20 protein-coding genes and 1 pseudogene are annotated in these 23,617 nt (G+C 64.8%); 13 read left to right on the top strand and 8 right to left on the bottom strand.

Going from position 1 to position 23,617, the window contains the following annotated elements; translation table 11 throughout:
* Positions 1 to 79: 79 nt before the first annotated feature.
* From F627_RS0111045 to F627_RS0111020, 6 genes are all read left to right on the top strand, one after another.
* Complete coding sequence (locus tag F627_RS0111045) at positions 80 to 1,612, top strand: L-lactate permease (protein ID WP_019584057.1); 1,533 nt, start codon at positions 80 to 82, stop codon at positions 1,610 to 1,612.
* A 485-nt stretch (positions 1,613 to 2,097) separates the two neighbouring features.
* The gene (locus F627_RS0111040; RefSeq protein ID WP_019584056.1) at positions 2,098 to 3,012 is read left to right on the top strand and encodes a GGDEF domain-containing protein; all 915 of its coding nucleotides are present in this window, start codon (positions 2,098 to 2,100) and stop codon (positions 3,010 to 3,012) included.
* Positions 3,012 to 4,103: an ATP-binding protein gene (locus tag F627_RS0111035; protein WP_019584055.1), complete on the top strand. Its 1,092-nt coding sequence runs from the start codon at positions 3,012 to 3,014 to the stop codon at positions 4,101 to 4,103. The genes F627_RS0111040 and F627_RS0111035 overlap by 1 nt, the downstream gene beginning before the upstream one ends.
* Positions 4,096 to 4,971, top strand: a complete 876-nt coding sequence (locus F627_RS0111030; protein ID WP_019584054.1) for an STAS domain-containing protein — start codon at positions 4,096 to 4,098, stop codon at positions 4,969 to 4,971. The genes F627_RS0111035 and F627_RS0111030 overlap by 8 nt, the downstream gene beginning before the upstream one ends.
* Positions 4,972 to 5,016: 45 nt before the next feature.
* Positions 5,017 to 5,367, top strand: coding sequence for a hypothetical protein (locus F627_RS0111025; protein ID WP_038036143.1), 351 nt, complete (start codon positions 5,017 to 5,019; stop codon positions 5,365 to 5,367).
* A gap of 124 nt (positions 5,368 to 5,491) precedes the next feature.
* The gene (locus F627_RS0111020) at positions 5,492 to 6,931 is read left to right on the top strand and encodes a diguanylate cyclase (protein WP_019584052.1); all 1,440 of its coding nucleotides are present in this window, start codon (positions 5,492 to 5,494) and stop codon (positions 6,929 to 6,931) included.
* A 459-nt stretch (positions 6,932 to 7,390) separates the two neighbouring features.
* Here F627_RS0111020 and F627_RS0111015 read toward each other — a convergent pair whose 3' ends face one another.
* Together F627_RS0111015 and F627_RS0111010 are read right to left on the bottom strand one after the other, a co-directional pair.
* A complete protein-coding gene (locus F627_RS0111015) occupies positions 7,391 to 7,579 on the bottom strand; it encodes a hypothetical protein (protein WP_018866071.1) in 189 nt (62 codons plus the stop codon).
* A 47-nt stretch (positions 7,580 to 7,626) separates the two neighbouring features.
* Positions 7,627 to 9,684 (bottom strand): sodium-translocating pyrophosphatase, encoded by a 2,058-nt coding sequence (locus F627_RS0111010; RefSeq protein ID WP_018876335.1) that lies wholly within the window; start codon positions 9,682 to 9,684, stop codon positions 7,627 to 7,629.
* A 509-nt stretch (positions 9,685 to 10,193) separates the two neighbouring features.
* Here F627_RS0111010 and F627_RS0111005 point away from each other — a divergent pair.
* The gene (locus tag F627_RS0111005; RefSeq protein ID WP_018866069.1) at positions 10,194 to 10,733 is read left to right on the top strand and encodes an HIT family protein; all 540 of its coding nucleotides are present in this window, start codon (positions 10,194 to 10,196) and stop codon (positions 10,731 to 10,733) included.
* Positions 10,734 to 10,747: 14 nt separating this feature from the next.
* The gene (locus tag F627_RS0111000) at positions 10,748 to 11,422 is read left to right on the top strand and encodes a cytochrome c (RefSeq protein ID WP_019584051.1); all 675 of its coding nucleotides are present in this window, start codon (positions 10,748 to 10,750) and stop codon (positions 11,420 to 11,422) included.
* A gap of 36 nt (positions 11,423 to 11,458) precedes the next feature.
* On the opposite strand, the gene F627_RS0110995 is transcribed toward F627_RS0111000, so the two are convergent.
* The 4 genes from F627_RS0110995 to F627_RS0110980 form a co-directional block, all read right to left on the bottom strand.
* A complete protein-coding gene (locus F627_RS0110995) occupies positions 11,459 to 12,202 on the bottom strand; it encodes a hypothetical protein (RefSeq protein WP_026332091.1) in 744 nt (247 codons plus the stop codon).
* Between the two features lie 79 nt (positions 12,203 to 12,281).
* Positions 12,282 to 15,101 (bottom strand): EAL domain-containing protein, encoded by a 2,820-nt coding sequence (locus tag F627_RS0110990; RefSeq protein WP_019584049.1) that lies wholly within the window; start codon positions 15,099 to 15,101, stop codon positions 12,282 to 12,284.
* 35 nt (positions 15,102 to 15,136) lie between these two features.
* On the bottom strand, positions 15,137 to 16,264 hold the full coding sequence (locus F627_RS0110985; RefSeq protein WP_018876330.1) for a hypothetical protein: 1,128 nt from the start codon (positions 16,262 to 16,264) through the stop codon (positions 15,137 to 15,139).
* A gap of 61 nt (positions 16,265 to 16,325) precedes the next feature.
* Positions 16,326 to 16,925 (bottom strand): hypothetical protein, encoded by a 600-nt coding sequence (locus F627_RS0110980; protein WP_231366594.1) that lies wholly within the window; start codon positions 16,923 to 16,925, stop codon positions 16,326 to 16,328.
* Positions 16,926 to 17,370: 445 nt separating this feature from the next.
* On the opposite strand from F627_RS0110980, the gene F627_RS0110975 reads away from it, so the two are divergent.
* Positions 17,371 to 18,489, top strand: a complete 1,119-nt coding sequence (locus tag F627_RS0110975) for an alpha/beta hydrolase (RefSeq protein ID WP_019584048.1) — start codon at positions 17,371 to 17,373, stop codon at positions 18,487 to 18,489.
* A 35-nt stretch (positions 18,490 to 18,524) separates the two neighbouring features.
* Here the strand turns inward: F627_RS0110975 and F627_RS16545 are convergent.
* Positions 18,525 to 18,644, bottom strand: a pseudogene (locus F627_RS16545) (topoisomerase DNA-binding C4 zinc finger domain-containing protein); the annotation flags it as partial.
* A 232-nt stretch (positions 18,645 to 18,876) separates the two neighbouring features.
* On the opposite strand from F627_RS16545, the gene F627_RS0110965 reads away from it, so the two are divergent.
* The 4 genes from F627_RS0110965 to F627_RS0110950 all read left to right on the top strand — a co-directional run bounded on the left by F627_RS0110965 (position 18,877) and on the right by F627_RS0110950 (position 22,630).
* Complete coding sequence (locus F627_RS0110965) at positions 18,877 to 20,346, top strand: amidohydrolase family protein (RefSeq protein ID WP_019584046.1); 1,470 nt, start codon at positions 18,877 to 18,879, stop codon at positions 20,344 to 20,346.
* Between the two features lie 83 nt (positions 20,347 to 20,429).
* Positions 20,430 to 20,906: a YqhA family protein gene (locus F627_RS0110960; protein WP_019584045.1), complete on the top strand. Its 477-nt coding sequence runs from the start codon at positions 20,430 to 20,432 to the stop codon at positions 20,904 to 20,906.
* Positions 20,907 to 21,094: 188 nt separating this feature from the next.
* Positions 21,095 to 22,123 (top strand): HDOD domain-containing protein, encoded by a 1,029-nt coding sequence (locus F627_RS15730; protein WP_231370151.1) that lies wholly within the window; start codon positions 21,095 to 21,097, stop codon positions 22,121 to 22,123.
* 192 nt (positions 22,124 to 22,315) lie between these two features.
* Positions 22,316 to 22,630, top strand: coding sequence for a hypothetical protein (locus F627_RS0110950; protein ID WP_017940341.1), 315 nt, complete (start codon positions 22,316 to 22,318; stop codon positions 22,628 to 22,630).
* A 156-nt stretch (positions 22,631 to 22,786) separates the two neighbouring features.
* Here the strand turns inward: F627_RS0110950 and F627_RS0110945 are convergent.
* The coding region (locus tag F627_RS0110945) for a hypothetical protein (protein ID WP_019584043.1) at positions 22,787 to 23,617 on the bottom strand (831 nt) is incomplete at its 5' end.

Below are 23,617 nucleotides of genomic sequence, written 5' to 3'. Positions count from 1 at the left end.
GATCCGACCGCACCGATGTGTATGCGCGCTCGGCGACGGGGTAGCATGATCCCATTCGCGTCGCGCGGGAGAAGCGATCGTGCTGTTCTGGCTTACGCTGGTGCCCTTCCTGCTGCTGTTCGCATGGCTGGTGCCGTTGCGCCGCCCGGCCTTCGAGGCCGCGCCGCTCGCCTATCTCGCCACACTCGTGCTGGCCGTCCTGGTCTGGGAGGTATCGGGCCCCGTGCTGGTGGCCAGTCTGCTGGACGCCGCGGTCGTGTTCGTGGAGGTCCTGCTGATCATCGTACTGGCGCTGCTGGTGCTGAACGTGATGATCGGTACGGGGCACATGAGCGCGATCCAGTCGGTGATCGCCAGCGTCTCGCGCGACCACCGGGTACTGGCCATGCTCCTCGGCTGGGGGCTGGTCAGCTTCGTCGAGGGCATCGCCGGTTTTGGCACCCCCGCGGTGCTGGCCGCCCCGCTACTGGTCTACTTCGGGATGCGGCCGCTAAAGGCCGTCGCCATCGCCCTGATCGGCAACAGCACCGCCGTCCCTTTCGGTGCGGCCGGCACCCCCGTGATCATCGGCTTCGCCGGCCTCGGCCTGGATGCGGAAACCACCCGCTCCGCGGTGCTGCAGACGGCCGTGATCCACACCGCTCTGGCGCCGTTTGTCACGCTGTTCATGGTCTGGGTCGCCACCCTGGGCGAGGAACGCGGGCGCTTCCGCGCATTCGTGCCGTTCGCCGTTCTGTCGGCCCTGGCCTTCGGCATCCCGTACCTGCTGGTTGCCTGGCTGGTGGGGCCTGAGCTGCCGTCCATCATCGGGGGCGTGGCGGCCATGGCGATCATTGCCCTGGCGGCCCACCGCGGCTTCCTGCTGCCCGGCCACGAGCGACGGGAGGAAGTCGAGCAGGCCCCGGTCGGACGCGTCCTGCTGGCCTTCGTCCCCTTCGCGGTAATGGCCGTTGCCCTGATCGCGTCGCGGACCATCATGCCCCTGCGCGAGGCCCTGCAGTCCGTGCGCTGGTCGCCCGGGGCGTTTCGGGAGATCGAACTCGGCCAGAGCCTGACCCCGCTGTACACCCCGTATTTCTACTTTGGTCTTGCCCTGCTCACCGCCCTGGTGCTGTTCCGCGTGAGCCGCCCCACGCTGGCCCAGGCCGTCGCCGCCACCTGGACCAAGCTGCGCGTCGCCGCGATCGTGCTGGCCTTTATCATCGCCCTCACCCAGCTCCTGCTGACCTCCGGCCACAACGCGGCCGGCCTGCCGTCGATGCCACAGGTCCTGGGCCAGGGACTGGCGGAGATCCTGGGCGGCACATTCGTGATGTTCAGCGCCTTTATCGGCGCACTGGGCTCGTTCATGACCGGCAGCGCCACCGTCTCCAACCTGTTGTTCGCGCAACTCCAGGCCGATACCGCCGACGCCCTGGGCATGGCGATTCCGACCGTGCTGGCGCTGCAACTGATCGGTGCCGGGGTGGGCAACATGATCTCGCTGCACAACATCGCCATGGCGGCCGGGGCCGCCGGGCTGCAGGCCCGCGAGGGTCAGGTGATCCGCGAGACGATTGTCCCGGTCATCGTCGTCTGCATCGGCGCGGGCCTGCTCGCACTCGCCTGGTAGGGGCCCACCCGGTACCCCACGCGCCTGTTCTCGGGGAAACCCGTGGTACCCACGCGAGCTACCACACAACTACGTGCTTTGCCCGCACATTCCTGGACCCGTTAGCGCGACGCAGCGGGCCCTCCACCACGATCCGCAGTGTTTGAAATGCCTGGCTTGCAAGTACCGTCCTGTGGGAACCCGGCGCAAACGTTTGGCCAGGAACTCGACCTGATAGAAGAACGCGAACAGCGAGGCCCGCGATCCCGGACGGAAGCGCTCGTTTGCTGTTTCCCCCAAGGGGGATCGCATATTCGGGGGCATCCGACAACACCCCGTAGACCCGGTCCAGCCACCCGGTTAGGCTAGGGAGACGCTCGCGTTTGGGACCGGCCTGCTGCAAGGAGGCAAGCGGGGTAAGTCACCTGCAGCCGGACTCGTGCAGGCTTACACAGGGAAAGGGCGATCGCATTTTGGGAGAAACCTTGCTCAGGCTCTCGGTATCGGTGGAACCGGACCGGCTTCGGCTGGCCCGCTTCTCGGTGGATGCCGTGCGTATCCTGGGTGGAAGCGAGTTCGCGGCCTCGGTTGCGTTACCCCCCCTGCTGGAGCGACTGCGCGCTGCCGCGATCGAAACCTCCGGTGTCCTCGAAGCCTCCCTGCGCGTAGACAACAACAAAGTACAGTGGGACTGGCTCGAAGAGCAGCATCTGGTTGCCCAGCTGCCGGCCTCCCCGGCGGGCAAGGACGTGCACGAACTGGCGGAAGCATTGCGCAAGGCCAGTGAATCGGCCGACCCCGAACTCCTTCGCCGGCGCAACGAGCAATTTGCCGCCGAGCTCGAACAGGCGCGTCAGCGGGCCGCGCACGAGATGGCCGAACTGGAGGCAGACCTGGATCGCAAGAAAAACGAGCTTCAGGCCTCCATACGCAAGGCCGAGACGGACAGCCTCACCGGCCTGCTCAACCGTGGCGCCTACGACAACCGGCTGCGCGAGGCCGTGCTCCGGGCCAGTCGCCAACGTGAATCCTTGTGCCTGATCCTGCTGGATCTCGACTTCTTCAAGGAGATCAACGATACCCACGGCCACCAGCATGGTGACCAGTACCTGCAGCGCATGGCCGACGTGATGCGCGCGTCCATTCGCGAGCATGTCGATATGGTGTGCAGAATCGGCGGTGACGAGTTCGCCATCGTTGTCTGGGGAGACACCCACGCGGCGCGCGCCATTTCCGACCGGGTACTCGCGGGCATGGACAACAAAGTAAGCATTGGTGTGGCACAACTGCGCGAGGAGGACACCCTGGATACCTTGATTGGCCGCGCGGATGTCGCACTCTACGATGCCAAGCACAAGGGCCGTGGTCGAGTTTCTCTCGCCGGAGGCGAAGCCTGCGTGGCCTCGGCCGGCAAAGCCTAATGGCCGGTCGAGTCCCGAACATAGCGAGCGACATTGCGGACCACGATCCGCCCATCCGACTGCTTACCGAGCAGGGCTCCAGTGACGGCAGTGGCCAAGTACTGCTGCGTTCAAAGCTGCGCGCCGTCTCTCGCCGCATGGGGTTCTCCGAAGCGGCACGCGAGCACATGGAACTGGCCTGCAAGGAGATGGTGACCAATCAGGTCAAGTACGCCGGGGGAGCCGGGCTGGTGCAGATATGGGAAACCACCCGCCCGGCACCTGCGGTCGACCTGTTTGCGATGGACTTCGGCCCGGGCATCCCGAATCTGCCAGCGGCGCTGGAGGATGGCTACACCACGTCGGGCACAATGGGCAAGGGCCTGGGCGCGATCCGCAGACTGGCCCACGAATCCGAGTTCTACACTATTCCCAATGGTGTGGCGCCCGAGGCCCCCTGGCACGGCACGGCCATCTGGGCCCGCTTTCATCCGCAGGCCCCGAAGGCGGCAGCACCTTTCCAGGCCGGGCAGTTCCTCCGTGCCTACCAGGACGGACCGTACAACGGCGACTGCCTGGACCTGGACCAGGCGGGCAGCCGCCTGCGCTGGCTGCACATGGACGGTCTGGGTCATGGTGCCGAGGCCCACGACGCCGTGTCGGGAAGCTGTCAGGCGTCCAGGCTGGAGAGCGACCTGCAGGAGACATTGGGGGATCTCAGCAAGCGCCTGCGCGGCGGACGCGGCGCCGTCGCACTTGCCGGCGAGGTGGACGCCGCCCAGGTACAAGCCCGCGTTTGCGGGGTGGGCGACATGAATGCCTACCTGATCTGCAATGGGGAGAAACGCAACGTCACCTTCTCCCCCGGCGTCCTGGGCCATGCCCACCGCAGTTTCGACGAAACCGAGATGGCGTTTCCGGCCCATGCGCTACTCATGACCTGCTCCGACGGCATCCGGCGAACCTGGACCCTCGGCAGCTTTCCGTCGCTCTGGCGCCTGCACCCGCAGCTGATCGCGCTGCTGCTCGGGCAGGTGCTTGGCCGGGGCAATGACGACAAATCCTTACTCGTGATCCGAAGCACACCCGCGAAGGGGGGAACGCATGGCTAAACAACCCGCGAAGTCCAAAACCGCCGACCAGATCCTGATCGAGCAGCTGATGCTCAATATCGGGACGATCTCGGGTGTCATCGAGGAACGTGGCAAGAACATCTTCGTCCAGGGAAACATCCTGTCCAAGGACGAGATCAACGACTACAGCGTCGAATTCCTCGAACTGTTCGTGATGCTCCTGCAAAGCGGCTCGAAAGTCGACCGCCGCAGCGCCGAATTCAAGGCCCTGCGCCAGCTCTTCACTACCATGTCGCAGCAGATCCAGGTGCGCGGCGGGAACATGGAGGAGTTCGTACGCTATATCCAGTTCATGCAGCACGTGATGATCGATGGGCTCGGCGAAGACGGCCAGCTCTCCGCACAGCAGCTCAAGGAGACCCTGCTGCTCCTCGCGGGCGTATTCAACGACATCATCCTGGATGTCTATCGCGTCTACCTCGAGCAGAAAGAAAGCACGATCCAGGCGCAGCAGGAGGAACTCCGCGAAATTTCCACCCCGATTACAGAGATTTGGGACGGGGTCCTCACGCTACCGATTATTGGCACACTGGATTCGTCCCGCACCATGATCGTGATGGAAAAACTGCTGGAACGCATCGAGCAGGACCGCGCGCGTGTGGTGGTGATGGACGTAACCGGCGTACTGGCCATCGACTCCCAGGTGTCGCACCATCTGGTGCAGATGATCCGCGCGGTGGGCCTGATGGGGGCCAGCGCGGTCCTCACCGGCATTCGCCCCGAGATTGCCCGGGCCTTGACGAGCCTGAACATCGAGCTCGGCGATGTCCTCACACGCTCCACCCTGGCGGAAGGCCTCAAGGAAGCGTTCAAGATCCTCGACGTCCACGTCGTCACCTCCCAGTGAGCCTCAAACGGCACCAGGCGTCCAGGTAATCACGGGCCTGCCACGATGAGCGAAGCAAGCGTCCAGGGGATGCACCTGACTCCGATCGGCGGAGCGATTGTGCTGCTGGAACCGGGCGACGGTCTGGACCCGACAGATGCCAACGCCTATCTGGAGCCGCTAGCCGCGTTCCTTCAGGGCCGGGATGCCCGACGCCTGATCTACGATCTGACCAAGGTTCCCGTAATCGACCGCGTCTACTACGAATGGCTCAAGGCCGTTCATGCCATCTGCGCCATCTGCGGCGTGGAAATGGTCGTCGCCGGTATGCGGCCCTCCGCCGCCTATGCCCTCGCCCACTCACTGGACGAGACGCCCCCGTTCACCTGCGCGCTCAACGTCGACCGGGCCCGCTGAGGCCTTTTGAGTACACGGCGTCATCCACCCACCGGGCCTGGACCATCACACACGGGATGCTTGCCCGGACCGGGCATTCTGGCATTCTGGGGTCAGGGTCGTTCTTCTGCTCTGGGGGGCATGGATGGCATTCAGGGATCAGAATCAGCTCAACGCGCTGATCGTCGACAACGCCGCGGTCTGGATCAATTCGCTGGATGTGGAGGGGCGCATCACCTTCTGGAACCGCGCCGCCGAGCGCATCAGCGGCTATACCCGCGAAGAGGTCCTCGGGCACACCCGGGTCTGGGAATGGCTGTATCCCGACCCCTACTACCGCGAGGCCTTGTTAACACGCACCCGCCAGATCATTCAGCAGGGCGACGCACTTCAGGGCTTCGAGACCACCATCCGTACCCGCGCCGGGGACGACCGGATCCTGTCGTGGCACTCTGAACAGCTGTTCGACCCGCAGGGGACGCTGCTCGGATCCAGCGCCGTCGCCTACGACATCACCGACCGCCGGCGGCTGGAGGATTCCCACGACCGGCAGTATCGCCTGCAGGGCCTGATCGCGGAGATCTCCGCCGCCCTGATCAACATCGCCGCCGAGGACGTCGACCGCGTCGTCGAGGAAAGCCTGGAGCGCCTGGGCGTGTTCTTCGGGCTCGGGCGCGCCTACGTATTCCGCTTCGATCTCCCCGCCGGGCAGATGAGCCTAGTCGACGAGTGGTGCGCGGACGGCGTGCAGGCCCACCGCGACAACCTCCAGGGTATTCCGCTCAAGGCGCATAACTGGGTCACGTCACAGGTCCTCGCGCGGCAAGTGGTGCACGTGCCGGACATCGACGGCCTCCCACCCGAGGCAAGTACGGAGCAGAAAGAATTCCGCCGCGAGCAGATCCGCTCCCTGCTGCTGATCCCCCTGGTCAGTGACCAGAAGGCCTTCGGCATCCTGGGATTCGACGCAGTCGATGCGCCCTATTGCTGGACCGAGGACCAGATCACCGTACTGCGGCTCGTAGCCGACATGATCGCGGGCACCCTGGCGCGCAAACAGGTCGAGCTGGAACTCGCCCGCCAGGCACGCGTGGACGGGCTCACCGGCCTGGCCAACCGGCGCGAGTTCGACAGCCAGCTGGAGCGCGAATGCGCGGCCCGGCGCGAGCGCTCCCTGTCGCTGCTGATGATCGACCTCGATCATTTCAAACCCTACAACGACGCCTTAGGGCACCAGGCCGGGGATGACTGCCTGCGCGCGGTGGCCGACGTCATGCGCTCCATCCTTAACCGGCCATCGGACCTGGTCGCGCGCTACGGCGGCGAGGAGTTTGCCTGCATCCTGGCCGATACCGACCCTGAAGGCGGGCTGCAGGTCGCCGAGCACATCCGCAAAGCGGTATACGCCCTCAACCTGGCGCATCCGGAAAGCGCCGAAGGTCGCGTGACCGTCAGTATCGGCGTATGCAGCGTGCACACCCGCTGGCCGGTGGAGCCTCGAGCCCTGGTGGGCCACGCAGACGAAGGGCTCTACCGCGCCAAGCGCGCCGGCCGCAACCGAGTGGAATCCCTCACCATGCGCTAGGGAGACGCTGATTGAATCGCACGTCCGCGTTGGTGCCCCCCAGTTTTTCGAGACAAAGCGTTCCGAGACAAGGCGCGTCGTGCAGCGGGTAGTGGTTCTACCCGCCCGTTTCTGCTGGATTCGGGGCACAACGCAGGATCGGGCCATATTCATTCAGAATCGGGGGGGCACCAACCGCACAAGCCATAGAAAGCAGGGGCTCGGCCGCCCGTTGTTGATCAAAAACGGGCGCGCGCACAGCGTTGCGGTTCCCTTGTGCAGAATGACTGCACGGCAGTCACCGCACCTTGTTCGCACGCAAAAGCGACTCGAGCGCGGACGTGCGATTCAATCAGCGTCTCCCTAGACTGATGAATGCGCACGCTCGCGGCGGCGCGGTGCTCGCAACAGCCCGCCCCGTGGTTGACGCTTGCGCAGCGCAGCGGGAGGACACGCACGTCTGCGTGTCCTCCCGCCGGGTCAGCCTGGCTTGCAGGCCAGGCCGTACTCGAAGGTGTGGATCTTCACCCCCTCGGGGAAGGCCGCCTTCAGCCGCCGCTCGAACTCGGCATAGATCTCGGCCTTGTGCTGCTGGACGTCCCAGTCGCGGCTGTCACAGTCGACGCCCTCGACGTCGAGTTCCATGTTGAACTCCAGATCCGGGGCCATTTGTACGCGGATTCTCGGCATGTCGATTCTCCTTCCGGTTCGGGGCCCTACAGAACGGGCACGAGCAGCAGCGCCATGATGTTCAGCACCTTGATGAGCGGGTTGATCGCGGGCCCCGAGGTGTCCTTGTAGGGGTCACCGACCGTGTCGCCGGTCACTGCGGCATGGTGCGCTTCCGACCCCTTGCCCCCGTGATGCCCGTCCTCGATGTACTTCTTCGCGTTGTCCCAGGCGCCGCCGCCCGCGGTCTGCGAGATCGCCACGAACAGCCCGGTCACGATCGTCCCGATCAGCAGCCCCCCGAGGGCCTCGGTACCCAGGAACACGCCGACCAGAACGGGGACCAGCACCGGCAGCAGCGAGGGCACGATCATTTCGCGGATGGCCGCGCTGGTGAGCATATCCACGGCTCGAGTGTAGTCCGGCTTCGTGGTGCCCTCCATGATCCCGCTGATCTCGCGGAACTGGCGCCGCACCTCGTTCACGATGCCGGAGGCCGCGCGGCCGACCGACTCCATGGTCATCGACGCAAACAGGTACGGGATCAGGCCGCCGATAAACAGGCCCACGATCACGTTCGGATTGCTCAGCTCGAAGTTGTGCCCACCCCCGGTGTAATGCACCAGCTCGTGGGTGTAGTCGGCAAACAGCACCAGTGCCGCCAGGCCCGCCGAGCCGATGGCATAGCCCTTGGTCACGGCCTTCGTGGTGTTGCCCACCGAATCCAGCGCATCGGTGGTATCCCGAACCTCGGAGGGCAAGTCGGCCATCTCCGCGATGCCACCGGCGTTGTCCGTGATCGGACCGTAGGCATCCATCGCCACGATGATCCCGGTCATCGACAGCATCGTGGTCGCGGCGATCGCGATGCCGTAGAGCCCGCCAAAGGCATAGGCCACCAGGATGGCGGCGCACACCGCCAGCACCGGCGCGGCGGTCGCCTTCATCGACAGCGCCAGCCCGGCGATGATGTTGGTCGCGTGACCGGTCGTGGAGGCCTCGGCCAGATGGCGAACCGGCCGGAAGACCGTGGAGGTGTAGTAGTCCGTCGCCACCATAATGACGCCGGTCAGGACCAGCCCCACCAGTGCCGCCCCGTACAGGCGCAGCGCGGCCCCGCTCTCGATGCCCATGTTGTTGGCCAGCGCGGTATCCGGAACCAGCACCAGGGTAATGGGCAGGAATGCCACGGCAGCCAGCCCCCCCGAGACGATTAGCCCCTTGTAGAGCCCCCGGATAATCTCGGAACCCTCGCGCGCCTTAACCACGAAGGTACCGACGATCGAGGCCAGGATCGCGCCGCCGCCCAGCACCAGCGGATACACCGCGGCCATCAGCCCCAGCTCGGGAATCAGCAGCGTGCCCAGGATCATCGTCGCGATGATGGTCACTGCATAGGTCTCGAACAGGTCCGCGGCCATCCCGGCGCAGTCGCCCACGTTGTCGCCCACGTTGTCGGCGATCACCGCCGGGTTCCGCGGGTCATCCTCCGGAATACCGGCCTCGACCTTGCCCACCAGGTCCGCCCCGACATCCGCGCCCTTGGTGAAGATGCCACCACCCACACGGGCAAAGATGGAGATCAGCGAACCGCCCAGGGCCAGCCCGACCAGGGGCGAAAGTCCCACATCGCCCCCCTCCGGTGTCAGCCACCAGAGCACGGCGAAATAGCCCGCCACGCCCAGCAGCCCGAGCCCGACCACCAGCAGGCCGGTCACCGCGCCCCCACGGAAGGCCACATCCATCGCCGCCTCCAGGCTCGACTTCGCGGCCGCGGCCGTGCGCACATTGGCGCGCACCGCCACATGCATACCAATGAATCCGGCGGCCCCGGAAAGCACGGCACCGATCAGAAACCCGACCGCGGAGCCGATGCCGATCACCAGCCACAGCCCTACGAACAGCACCACCCCGACCACTGCAATGGTCGTGTACTGCCGCTTCATGTAGGCCGAGGCGCCTTCCTGAATCGCGCGTGCGATCCGCCGCATCTCGTCGGTACCCTCCGATCGCGAAAGCACCCAGCGGATGGACAACAGACCGTAGACCAGCGCGACAACGCCGCACAGCAGCGCAAACACGAGGCCGGAAAGTGGCATGGACATGAGCTCCCCCTTCGATACGTCGTGACACAAGATCCTCCGGCGCAGCGGGCACCCGCGACGTTCAAGAAGAACGCGCCAGGCGCGACGCCACCGCCCGGGTCAGGCCCGGACATCCGGTTTGTGCAGCCCGGTCGTGCCTGCGCGCGACCGGTCGTCGAGGCGCGCGGCGGCCGCTGGCGCGGGCGTACAGCCTCGACAAACGTATCGGGGGATGGTGGGTCGGCCGGGAGATCACTCAGTGACCGGACCGCAAAAACCCCTTACAATGCTAGGGAACTTACGTGGTGCGATCCCGGCCGTCAAGCCATGCAGCCATCAGGGTTTTCGGAACCTGCGCCGACATTACCGTTCACAAAGAGCGTTGCTCGCGCACGACTGGGCCCGATTCGTCCCGCGGCCACACCGCGTATCCGATTCGCCGCATACAGGGACGCGGGCACGCAAGCGTGGAAGTCGCGTAAAATCCGCCACTTTCCAACTGACGCAAGCCCCTACTCGCAGGCCTTCCCATGACCAGTGCCCAACCAGCCACCCCGAACTGCTACTTCTGCCGGGTATCCGCCGGCCTGGCCGACCCGCTGATCTACGAGAACCGCTCGTTCGTCGCCCTGTTCGACACCAATCCGGTCAACCCCGGGCACGCACTCGTCATTCCCCGGCGCCACGTGGTCTCCCTGTTCGACCTCGACGACACCGAACAGGCGGACTACTTCGACGCGCTTCACGGCGTGCGCCGGGTCATCGAAGCCACGGACCTGGAAAAGCTGTACCGCAACATGCGCGTCCGCGAAGACCTGCGCGAGCGCCCCAAGGACCACATCGACAACGTCCTGGACCTGCCCTTCCTGGGCAATCCGCCCGATGCCTATACCGTCGGCAACAACGACGGCCGCATGGCCGGGCGCAGCATCGACCACCTGCACGTGATCCTGCTGCCGCGCTACGCGGGCGACGTCGAAGACCCTCGCGGCGGCATCCGCAACGTCATCCCGGATCGCGCGAACTACCACCGCCATGCCCACCCGGGCGTACGCACCGACACGGCCTGAACAACGCCAATGCCATGCGCGTGGCACGCCTCCACCAACCCCTCGGCGCAGTCGCCTGGCTCGCACTGACCGCGGCATCGTTGGGTCTGCCGACGGCCAGTGCCAGCGGGGACGAGGACCTCGGTGCACGCATTGCCCAGGAAGGCAACGACCGCGGGGCGACCGCCTGCATCCAGTGCCATGGCGAACAGGGTCAGGGCCAGTCGCAGCCGCCGTTCCCGCGCCTGGCGGGGCTGCCGGAGCAATACCTGGTGGAGCAGATGGAGGCCTACCTGGACGGCCTGCGCCCGAACGCCACCATGGCGCGGATCGCCCAGCACCTGAACGACGAAGAGATCGAAGCGATCAGCCGGCACTACGCGGAGATGGAACCGGCGGGCGGCCCGCATGACGTGCCGGGCGATCTGGCGGAACGAGGGCGCGAGATTGCCCTTGCAGGATTGCCGGAACGCAACGTCCAGTCCGGCGCCTCCTGCCATGGGGACGAAGGACGCGAACGGAACCCCAGCCTGCCGCCGCTGGCCGGCCACCCGCCCCGCTATCTGATGGCACAGCTCCAGGCCTATGTCCACGGCGCGCGCGAGACGTCCCTTGCCGGCTTGATGCAGGGCATCGTGAGCGAACTGGAAGAGGAAGAAATGGCGGCACTCGCGGCCTACTACGCCTCCCTGCCGGCCCGCGGCGAGTAACCAGAGCTCGAGGCAACCTGTCCATTCGGCCTGGCACTACCCCGCTTCCACCGCCCCCGAGGCCGGATCAAACACCCATGGTTCGTCGCCGAGGCGGAACCGAAGAGTTCCCTCCACCCAGCCCAGCGCCTCGTAGCGTTGCGCCTCCGGATCCAGCTCCCCGTGGTGCTCAACACGCACTGGGATCGCATTCGCTTCCACCGAATCGCCCAGCGATTCGCGATCCACGACCGTCAGGGTACGGTTCCCTGCAGGTCCTTCCTGCGCGAACACCACATGGCGCCCATCGTCGCTCCAGGGCCCGATCGTGACGCGGCCCCCGTACTGAAACGCCGCCGGGCTCGCCGCGCCGCTGTCCGCCCGCACCAGCCAGCCGGCGCTGTGGGCCGCACCGCTGGTGACCACCGCTACCCAGGCATCGTCCGGGGATGCCCTGGCCTCCCGGAATCGCGTTGTCGCACCGAAGGCGTTCTGCGCGTCCACCTGGATATGGCCGGGCAGGTCTTCAATGCCAAGGAGCGTGGCACCCTCCGCCGTCCGAACAGACGCCTCACGGATGTCGAGCGGCGCCTGCACGGACGCCTCGCCGTACCCGGACGGATGCTCTTCCTCCCCCGACGGCGTGCAACCACTGATCACGAGCAACGTGACTACCACACCGGCGGCGACCCGGGGCGCGACGCGTCGAACCGAGCGGCCGCGTCCAGGCCAGAACGCGCCCGCGCCCGACCGCTCCGCCAGCACATCCTTGCATTTTCGACTGTTCGCGAGATCCCGCATCCCCCTCCAACGACACACACCTGCATCCGCAGAACTCATAGTGCGTGTCCTCTTTATGGTGTTGACTCGGTGCTCGTCTTCAGAGGTCTCCGAACACTTCCGACGCGGGCACCGGCTGGCCCAGGTGGTAGCCCTGTCCAAGGGCAACCCGGTAGTCCTGCAAAATGGGAATAATCGCCTCCTGATCAACGAATTCAGCGATCGCCTCCTTGCCAAGGCCAACCGCAAGATCTGCGATCGCCCGGACAATGACCCGACTTTCATGGTCATCCACGAGTCTACGAGTAAAGCTTCCGTCGATCTTGATGTAGTCCACTGGCAGCTGGCCCAGGTAGTGGAAACTGCTGAACCCCACCCCAAAGTCATCCAGTGCCGCGCGGCATCCAAGCGCGCGTATGCCGGTCAGCACACCCCGTGCCGTGGAAAAGTCGCTGACGGCTGCGGTCTCGGTCACTTCCAGGATGAGTTGCCGTGGGTTGGCACCACTGGCGCGCAACTCCTCGGCCAGGTAATCCGTAAGGTAGTCGTCATGCAATGACTGCCCGGAGAGGTTCACGGCCAGACTGATGTCTTCGTCCTGAATCCTGCCCAACAACTGCAGCGCCGCGCGCAGCACCCAACGATCCAGCTGCACGATCTGACCACTGCGCTCGGCAAAGGGGATAAAACGTCCCGGCATCAGTAACTCGCCTTCACCACCGTGCATGCGCAGCAGCACCTCATAGTGACGCACGCTGCGGTCACTCAGGCGCACAATGGGCTGAACCATCAGCTCAAAAGTGTTGGTCTTCAGGGCCTTGTGCAACTGGTCCACCCAGTAGACCCGCTGCTCCAGTTCATCCCTGACGTCTTCCACCGCGTGCAGCATGTGCCAGCGTTGAGGCCCTCCCTCTTTCGCCTGATACATCGCCACATCGGCGCTTGCCATCAGGTCAGCGGGCGTAGCGCCGTGCTCCGGGAAACGGGCAATACCGATGCTGGCCGACACTCGATGGCGCTGCTCACCGATGGCGAGATCCACATCCTCCAGCAGCTTCACCACATACTGCGCCACGTACATGGCCTGATCGTCGCTCGCGCCCTCCAGCAACAGGGCGAACTCGTCACCGCCCAGGCGCGCGATTACGCCGCGGTATCCCAGATACTCGTACAGGGTATGGCCCACTCGGCGCAGCAACTCGTCCCCGGCGTGGTAGCCCCGTAGCTCGTTCACATCCCGGAACTGATCCAGGTCCATCAACAGGACGGCGCCATGGGCACCCTTGGCCAGGGCCTGATCCAGCGCCTCATGGAAGTAGCGGCGATTGTAGAGTTCGGTGAGCGGATCGCGCTGGGCCAGCCAGGTCAGTCGAGCCTCGGCGGCCTTGCGTTCGCTGATGTCCAGCCCCACGGAGATCCGGCCCGGCTCATCCCCGGGAAGCGGCGCGTGGTACCAAACGACCACCCGTTCCTCACCACCGGGCGTGCGCAACGAACGTTCTTCCTCCCCCTGCTGGATATCTCCATCCAGGACGGCAGATCCGATGGGCAGGACCTCGTCAAACGTCCGGCCGATCAAGTCCTCCTCGGAATGCTCCAGCACGGTCGTCGTGTATTCATTGACCAGGGTGATCCGCCCGTCCGAATCCTGGCTGATGATAAACACCCGTGCCGTGTCCAGAAGGCTACCGATGAAATCGCGCTCGCGCGCCAGTGCCTGGATCTGCGCCGCCAGCTGCTGATCCCGGTTCTGCACCGTGCCCTCCAGGGTCTCCAGCTGATCGGCCAGATCCAGGGTCGTGGTCTCCAGTTCATCAATCTCGTCCTGAAACCGCCGGCGCGGTTCCGGAATCACCTCCCGGGTTCGCGCGAAGCCACCGCTGGCCAGCCCCGGCAGCACCTCAGCCAGTCGATACAGGCGCCGCATCGGTGGCCAGACGATCAGCAACACGATGACCTCCGCGATCACCCAACCGGTCATCCCGGCGAGGAACAGGTTACGGGTGTGCTCCCGGATGGCAGCGACCTGAGAGGAGATATCCGAGAGGGACAGCAAGTACCCCTCAACATCGGTATCCGTGCCGCCATGGCCCGCAAGCGGGAGCGCCTGGACCTCCAGAACCCGCGATCCATCCTTGAACGTCACTGGATCCCGAGACAGCGAGGACCACGCCACCTCCTCGGCCATGGCGCGCAGGGTCGGCAACGTCTGTTCGATCCGGGTGATCGCCAGGAGATGCCCGCCCCATTCCGGCACCTGACGGAGCATATCCCCCGTTTCGGGCTGCCCTGCGCTGCGCAATAACAGGGCAACCTCACTGCCGGACACGTTACGGACCTGTTGGGTGAGATCGGCCAGAGACCGGGAAACCAGCACAGTCCCCGCCATTTCCCCATCCACCAGCACCGGTACCAGACTGTGGATAAGACAGTCGGCTGCACAGCGCAGATCGCTGTGAGGCCGCTCTGTGTCGCGGACCCGATCCAGCCAATCTTCGACGAGCCCGGGCGTCAGGCTGTCGTCGTCACCTCGGCTGGAGAGCAGACGCCCCGATTCGAGATAGATCCGGACCTGCGCCACTCCGGCGTCCAGTTCCAACGTGGGCCATTGGGTCGCCAACACCTGATCGGCCAGTATGTTGTCTCGCTGCTCGAGCGCACGGGACAAGCCCGGCGCCGCCGCCACCACGGCTGCCAATTGCTGCAGGCTGTCCTCGGCACGTTCCAGCGCCAGCCGCATCTCGCGTTGCTCACGGGCGTGACTGTCCTCGCGCTCCTGCTGGAACTGGCTTTCCAGGATGTCATGGCCCAGCGTGGTAATCAGCGCTACCAGACCGACCAGCACCAGACTGGTCAGCACAATAAGCCGCCCCGTGAGTCCCACCCGGATGCGCGAATGCGATGTGTGTGGCTTCGTCATCCCCAGGTGCCCGTTCTATTGCGTTCCGGCCGGTTTCAAAAACGCAGGGAGAGCTGCAACATCAGCATGTTCCAGCGCTTCCGGGTCTCGGATGGGTCGGGATTGTCACCGGATGGCAACCAGCCCGTACCTTCGATGTGGTGATACTCCGCCCCCAGCATGACCTGCGGGTGCGGATGCCAGCGCAAGCCAACGGTCCAGTCTTCGGCGTAGCGCGCATGTGCCGGCAGGCCAGTAGCGGCTGCAAAGCCACGTCCGGAACGGTCACTGCGATCGACCACCAGGCTGTCGTAACGAATCAACCATTCCCAGTCATCACTGAAGCGACGCGAGTACTGCAGATACCAACTCTCCCCGGTGATATCGAAATCGGCCCCGAGGTCGCTTAGTCCCTCCATGCTGGAATGACGCAGCGCATATTCACCGGTCAGGCTCCACAAGGGCTGGTTGTACTGGAGGGAAAGAATCCAGGGCTCGAATGCAAACTGCCCGTCGGGCCCACCATCGCGCTCAAAGCGTGCCTTGACCTGAGCAGCACTCAACCCAGCGACCACACGGCCACCATCGTGCTCGTAGAGCAGCTGCGCGATCGTCGAGTTACGCGGCTCGATAGAACCCGGGACGTTATCCAGTCGCAGCGCCCCCTGTAGATCGTCATCGGCCTGAGGCCGTCCGAAACCGACCTCGCCGCGCAGGAGCCCGGCATCGCCTATCCGCTCCTCGAAATAGGCCTTGCCACCGTCGGAGGCCAGCGCCAGCGAACGGGCACGATCGAAATAGATGGATTGAGGCAGAAGGATGCCCGGCCGGGTAAAGGGCATATCGCGGGTTTGATTGTAGAGGCCGAAAGGATTCTTCACTCGCCCTAGCTGCACACCCACCGTTCGCTCGGGCCCGGATAGCGCCTGGTAATCGATCAAACCATGATCCAGTTTCGGCCGGCCATCATCCCCGATCTCCCCGGCACGCCGGCTGAGCACTTGCGCCGAGAGCAGCAAGTCTTCACGGGGCCGCAGGGAGGCGTTAACCCCAAGCTCCGTGAAGTCGAAGCTGCCGCTGCCGTCGCTGCTGGATCCGAAAAAGTTGTTGTAGTCCGTCGTCACCCAGCCCTGACTGAGAAACCCGTGCAACTGCAAGGTCCCCAGCGCACCCTCGTCGGCCATCGCCGGGCCGGCTGCCGATGACGCAATCAGTAACAGGGTCCCGCCCAGGGCAGGCCGCACCTTATTCCATCTCGATGACTTGGATACGCTCATCCAGGTACTCCTTTGTGAGGTAGCCAATCGCGCCGGGCGTGGTGCCCACACGCTCATGCATCTCCGACAGAGATCCCACTCGACGGGGTGCCTGGCCGGTGCCGGAAAATACCGCTCGGTCCCACGCAAGGCGTAATTGATGGGGGAAGACCCCGAGCTCTTCCTTCGCAAAGCGCACATGTACGGGGTCGTTGTCCCCCAGCACGAACACGCGCGCGATCTCGCCGTCCGGCCAGCTGCGCTGGCGCATGCCAAACAAGGCCCGGGTCGTGTCGCGGGTCAGGGTCTGGGTCGACACGCCTGGATGGGCGACCACGAATACCGCTTCATCATCCGCCTTCGACAGACCTGTGATGCCGAAAGCGGCACCCACCCAAAGCGCGATGAACAGCCGAAGCGCGCCGCGTCGCGCAGGGACGCACTCACCAGCAGATCCCGCAGAGGGAAGATTACGGTTAGCAGGACAGATGATGGGCGCTCCCTTTCCTGTCAGGCATCCGGAGGGACCGGACCCATGGCGTGAATCAGCCGCATCTCGCCGATCCTGACTTTCCCGGATACGAAACATTGGTCTCCTTCGCGGGCTAGTCAGGACTACAACACTCAAGCTCCGGATTGTACTGGGCTGCACACCGAAATCTACTCGCCTGCGCGTCGGGATCCACCTTCCTACTTCATCTTGCCTTCAGTGTCTGCGCGTGGCAGACGGGACATTCGATGTTCCGTTAATGGCAGACTGCATGGAAGCCAAACCTGATTCGGGTCCGTTGCCATGCTGTGCGACATAACACGTTGAAAATGAAGTGCACTCCACCCCTTCTGTCCACCAGTTTCGAGCCTCAACGTGCAAGCCCCTTCCAATGGCTTGGCATGGCCCCTTCAGCCGGTCGCCGGTTTGATCCGGACGCCCTCATCCGTCAAGCCGATGCCGCTTTGTATCAAGCCAAAAACGCCGGGTGGAACCGAGTCGTCTTCCAAATGAGTGAACCAGAACCCCCAGAAGGTCAGGACTAGTGCTTCGCATCGCTGCCGTGTTGCTGGGCCTTGTGATTCTTGCCAGCTACATCGGAGTGCAAAACTGGGAGGCCATGCGGGTGCTCCAGGACATCGAGGCCGGTGACGGACCGAGCGCGCTGAAGGACCGCACCCCGGAACCCGCGCGCGAAACGCTTGCAGTCACGACGAGCGAAGGGGCCATCGAAGCCGACCTCTACCATCCCCGGCAGGATGTCGGCGCCCGTATTGTCCTTGTGCCGGGCTTTACGCCAGAGGGCAAGGACGACCCCCGCCTAGTACAACTCGCCAATACACTGGCCCGGGCACGCTTCCTGGTGCTGGTCCCCGATCTGGAGGGCACGAAAGCCCTGAGGATCCGCACCCAGGATGCCGCCGCCATCGCGGATGCCGCTGCTCTGTTGTCCCGCCTGGAGGCAGAGCGCGCCCCGGATCACCAGGACGTCGGGGTCGCGGCAATCTCTTACGCCGTGGGCCTGGCCGCGCTCGCGACGCTAACGCCACAGGGAGAAGCCAGCATCGACTTCCTGGTCGGGGTCGGCGGCTACTACGACACGAAGAACGTCATCACCTTCGCCACGACCGGGGCCTTCCAGGAACCTGGGTCAGACCGCTGGATGACCAGGACTCCCGATCCACTGGCGAAGTGGCTATTCCTGCGCGGCAATCTGCACATGCTTAATGCCCCCGCAGACCGCGAGATCCTCGACGAAATTGCCTGGCGGCGCATGCACGATCCCGAGGCCCCGATCGACAAACTGGCCGCCGGTCTCGGCGAAGAGGGGCGAAGCCTATTGGCGTTAATCCGGAACGATGACCAGGAACGCGTGCCAGCGCTCCTCGAAGACCTACCTGAAAGCGCACAGGAGGCCATCGACATGCTATCCCTGGCCCACCGGGACCTCGCGCACCTTTCCAGCGGGGCGCTCCTGATCCACGGCCGCGACGACAACATGATTCCCCACACCGAAAGCGAGCGCCTCGCCCATGCAGTCGGCGAGACCGACCTGCATCTGATCGAAGGCTTCTCCCACATCGATGCGCGAGGCGTGGGCCTGGTGGGCCAGTGGCAGCTCATCCGTGCCGTAACCAACCTGTTGGCTCGGCGGGACAACTGACCTTCGACAGGGGCATCGTCTCGCCCGGTCACCGCCTACTGGACTGCCTTCGTCCCGCGGCAGCCGGGATACTGCGTGCACCCCCAGAACTCCTGCCCCATATTGGAGCCCCGACGGGCCTTGCGCTTCACCATGGCGCTGCCGCACTTCGAGCAGGCTTGGCCTGGGAAGATCATGGGTGTCCTTATCTTTTCATCTTTTCGCCAGCGCCCCGGTCAGGCCAGTAGACGCGCGCCAGATCTTGGGTATGCTGCAAGCATAGCCCCGGCTATCGCTCGCGATCGGCAGCGGCCGGGATTCCGGCACCCGCACGGGCGTCGGGGCGCGTCCCGAACCACGCGGCGCCGCATCCCGATGTCGCGTGCGTTAACCAGGAGCCACACCGTCATGGGCATGGCCTGTTGTGCACCGCACGGCGCAAACGCCGGCATCAACCCCTGCCACTGTGGCGCGGCCCATACCCAGGCAGCCCTCCGGCGCATCGAGGCCGACCTGAACCGGCGCCAGTTCCTCGGCGGTGCCGCCGCCGTGCTGGGCATGTTCGCGGGCTTCGGCCTCGCCCCGCGCGAGCTCAAGGCCGGCGAGCCCGGGCAGCCGCTGCTGCTCACACACCTGCGACTGTTCGACGGCGAGACCCTCGAGATGCGCGAGGACGTGGACATCCTGATCGAGGACGGCCGCATCGCCGCGCTGCCCCGGCGCGGCGAGGGCCCGACCGCCGCACGCATAATCGACTGCGGCGGGCGCGCGGTCATCCCGGGCCTGATCGACGCTCACTGGCACAGCACGCTGGTCGGGGTCAGCCAGATGACCGCCATGACCGCGGACATCGGCTTCCTGCACCTGATGGCCGGGCGCGAGGCCGGCGCGACCCTGATGCGCGGCTTCACCACCGTGCGCGATCTCGGCGGCCCGGCCTTCGGCCTGAAGATGGCCATCGACCGCGGCGCGGTGGCCGGCCCGCGCATCTTCCCCTGCGGCGCGATGATCTCCCAGACCTCCGGGCACGGCGATTTTCGCCAGCGCCACGAGTTGCCACGCATGCCGAGCACCCCGCCGAATTACATCGAGAGCAGCGGTGTCGCTGCGATCGCCGATGGCGTGGACGAGGTGCTGCGCCGCACCCGGGAACAGCTGATGCAAGGCGCCAGCCAGATCAAGATCATGGCCGGGGGCGGCGTCTCCAGCCTGTACGACCCACTGGATACCGCCCAGTACCTGGAAGAGGAGATGCGTGCCGCCGTGCGCGCCGCCGCCGACTGGGGCACCTACGTATGCGCCCATGTCTACACGCCGCAGGGCATCCAGCGCGCGATCCGCGCCGGGGTGCGCTCCATCGAGCACGGCCAGCTCGCCGACGAGGAGACGGTGCGCATGATGGCGGATGCCAACGTGTGGTGGAGCATCCAGCCCTTCCTGGACGACGAGGACGCCAACCCGAAGACGGACCCCGTCTCCCGGGCCAAGCAGCTCCAGGTGAGCGCGGGCACCGAGCGCGCCTTCGAACTGGGCCGCCAGTACGGCGTGCCCATGGCCTTCGGCACCGACATCCTGTTCAGCCCCGAGGGCGCCGCCAGCCAGGGCCGCCAGCTCGCCAAGCTGACCCGCTTCATGTCCCCGCTGGAGGCCCTGCACATGGCCACCGGCGCGGCCGGCCAACTGCTCGCCCTGTCCGGCGACCGCGCCCCCTACCCCGGCCGCCTCGGCGTCATCGCCGAAGGGGCCCTGGCCGACCTGCTCGTGGTCGATGCCGACCCGGCAGCCGGCCTGGACTGGCTGGATGCACCCGCCGACCACCTGGACCTGATCATGAAGGGCGGCAGCATCGTCCGGAACCAGCTGGCCCACACTCGATAGATCAATATCCGCCGGTCCGCCTCATATTCCATTCTCCGGATCGCCACTACCCGCCATGGAGTCATGCACGAATGATCGAAAGAATGTTCACCACCAGCCGGCTGCTGGTACTGGTGACGGTCGTGGTCAGCACCATCGCGGCTCTCCTGCTGTATGCCGCCAACGTATACATCGTGTTCAATATCGTGGTCGATTTTGTCCAGCAGGTACCCAGCTCGGTCGATGAGGGCAAGAGCCTGGCGGTGAGGTTCCTGAAGGTCCTCGACATGCTGCTCATCGCTGTGACTTTCCAGATCATCGCGGTTGGCCTGTTTCGGCTGTTCATCAAGCCGGATTCCGGCAGCAAAAGCAGCTTGCTCTCCGTGTTGGAGATCCGGCATTTCCACGACCTCAAAGTCACGATCATTCAGGTCGCGATCGTGATCCTGGTGGTGCTTTTTCTGGAGCAGGCAGTGGAGGTTGGCGCATCACTGGAAACGCTCTACTACGGCCTCGCCATCGCGGTGATCATCGCCAGCGCTGTGTTTGCGTTCCGGAATATGACACATCGCGGGGACTGACTCACCGAACGCACAAACCATGTGACTCCCTAACGTCGGCCTCACGCTCGTGCCGCCAAACGCTCAATCGGGTCTGTGCCAGAAAGTAACCTGAGGTCTATCCCGTACACGCCAGTCTGGGGCTCGCGGCTGCCAGCCAGCGCCGGCTGCCACTAGCCATATACCGTACTCGAGGACGGCTATCCGCCATGATGCTCTCTCGCCTTCGCCGATGGTTCAGTCGCGTGGGCGACAACAAACATCTGCCACCCAGCGACCCGCCTCCATCCAACAAAGAGTTCGCCAACAGCCCTCGGGAACAAGAACACGACGGCATGGAGCAGCTTCTCTCGGAACGAGAGCTCTCCTCGCGCTACTGTGCGGGCCTATTCGAAATAGGGCTCGATTCCTGGGACGAGCCCTCCCCGGAAGAACGAGCCTGGCTGCGTGGCCTCCGCGACCGGCTTATGGAGAATGCCACCTCATTCAGTGCCAAAGTGCCGCGGCTTCCCCGAATCGCACCCCGGCTCATGGCCACGCTGCGCGACCCCGAGCAATACCGGTCAAAAGAGATCGCGAAAATGCTGGAAAGCGATCCGGTTCTGGCCGGAAACATGCTCAAGGTCGTCAATAGCCCGTCCGTACGCCCAACCCGGTCTGAGATTTTGAGCATCGAACAGGCCGTTACGATCCTCGGCAATCAGCGCATGAGGGAAGCAGTCGCAGCGGCCATCGTAAGCCCCATAGCCCAGTTCGAAAGGGACAATCGTCTGAGCCCAGCGGGGATCCAGAAAATCTGGCCAGAAACGCTGCAAACGGCCATGAATGTCAAAATCGGTGCCCAGCATTTAGGCGGAGGGTGCGAAGGATTCGCACTCTATCTATCCGCCCTGGCACATAGCAGCGGACTCATGGTTCTTCTGCGGGAACTACAAACACTCAGCGCATCCACCCTCTCCCGAGGCTTCATCGACGAGTTCGAGGGACTGACACGCAACGTCTCTGTTGCCATCGCTCGCCACTGGGAGTTCGATGAAAGCGGTGTTCAATTACTTCAGGCCTGGGCCAAATCAGATCGTTCTACGCTCGAATCCGCACTCCTAATGGATGCCATCGGATTCACTCGAATCAACAACCTGTGCAACCGCGGCGAACTGGAATCCGGTTCCTGTAAGGTCTTCCGCAAGACCCTGCCCCGCTATGCGAACGAGTGGACACCCGAACCAAGTGCCAGATGACGCCAAAGGCGGACCACAGCGGGTTCCATTCGCGCGGCCCCAAGTCGCATGCCCCAACCCCCTACCCTTGTTTTCTTCTGGTTTTAACATATGCTTGTAAAAAGCCCGTGGGCCTGCCGCTGCGAGTCAGTGGGCACCGAACGCCATGGTCTGGGGGAGCATTCCTGTCGCTCCCAGCAAGGAGACACCGCCATGAACATCCGCTTCACCCTTGCCCTGCTGTTCCTGATCTCGCTTCCGCTCGCCGTTAGCGGCTGCGCATCCACCTCCCAGCCGAACACACCGGAAGCACTCGCTTCCGAAGATGCGCTCGCCCAGATCCTGTTCGATTACGAGGCGGACGCCTTCACCGCCTACAACATGCGCCGCAACGGCACCGTCGATATCACCTTCGCACGCGACGTCCCGGACGGCCTGTACAGCCAGATGGTGGATGACCTGCGAGCCCACCCGGACATCCGCAACGTCCGCTCGGCACGCACCGGCCCCGCCTGCGGCCTGTTCTAGCCCAATGCGTCGGTGCCCCCGGGCGCCGGCGCTATGGGCGCACCGACCCACGAAGCCACATCGCATCAATCCAGGCTGTCTCCATCGTCTGTCGCAAGAAATCATGGCTGTCCCTTTCTTCGGTCCCTTTCTTCGGTCCCCTGAAACCGGGCTGGTTCAACGACAACCGGCCGGCGCCAGAAACATCCGAACCGATATCCCCACACCCTTGATGCTGCGACGGCCGAGCTGCTTCACCGCCTCGCGAAAACGCTCCACGTGCCCCAGGGCCGCTACATGGTGCGATCTCTGTCCCCTTCCGACATGCCGCAGGAAATGCACTGGATCGATCCCTAGACGTTCCAGGATCGGCGGAATGGATTCCGGGATGGCCCCCCGCTTGTCCTCGCGGATCGCGCGACCGGTCCAGTCCACCAGTTCCAGATAGTCCTCCGTAGTAAAGGCCACCGCATTGCCATGTGGATCGTCGCCTTCCCGCCCCAATACGGTCAGGCGAGGCTCGTCGCCTTCACACGCCGGCCCTTCATGACCCTGGCCCTCCCGGGCCAGTGCCCGGATGCGCTGCTGGATCGAGGTGAAATCGGAGGCCTCGGGCGCATCCGCCATCCCGGCGCGCACCGGGTTCAGATCCACGTAGCTCATGCAGGTCAGCACGGCCGCGTCGTCCAGCAGCGCCTGGCTCTTGTAGCGGCCTTCCCAGAAGCGGCCCTTGCAGCCATCCTCTGCATTCGCCCGCCGCGCCAGATGTTCGTTCAGGCTGCGCATGAACCACGACAGGTCCTGCAGTCGGTCCCGCCACTCGGCAATCTGTAGCTGCGCCCGCTCGCGCTCTGCCACCGTCTTGGTCTGCCCCGCCCGATAGCGGGCTACCAGCACCGGCAAGGAGAACAGCCGCTCCCAGCGCTCCATTACCTCGCCTTCGCTCCACGCCGCCGCCCGATCCGAATCCAGCCGCACCACCAGGTGATAGTGGTTCGACATCACCGC

The sequence above is a fragment of the Thioalkalivibrio sp. ALE16 genome (assembly GCF_000381305.1).
GTDB lineage: Bacteria > Pseudomonadota > Gammaproteobacteria > Ectothiorhodospirales > Ectothiorhodospiraceae > Thioalkalivibrio.
Note: the sequence above shows the minus strand (reverse complement) of the source record. Positions and strands in the feature narration are given on the sequence as shown.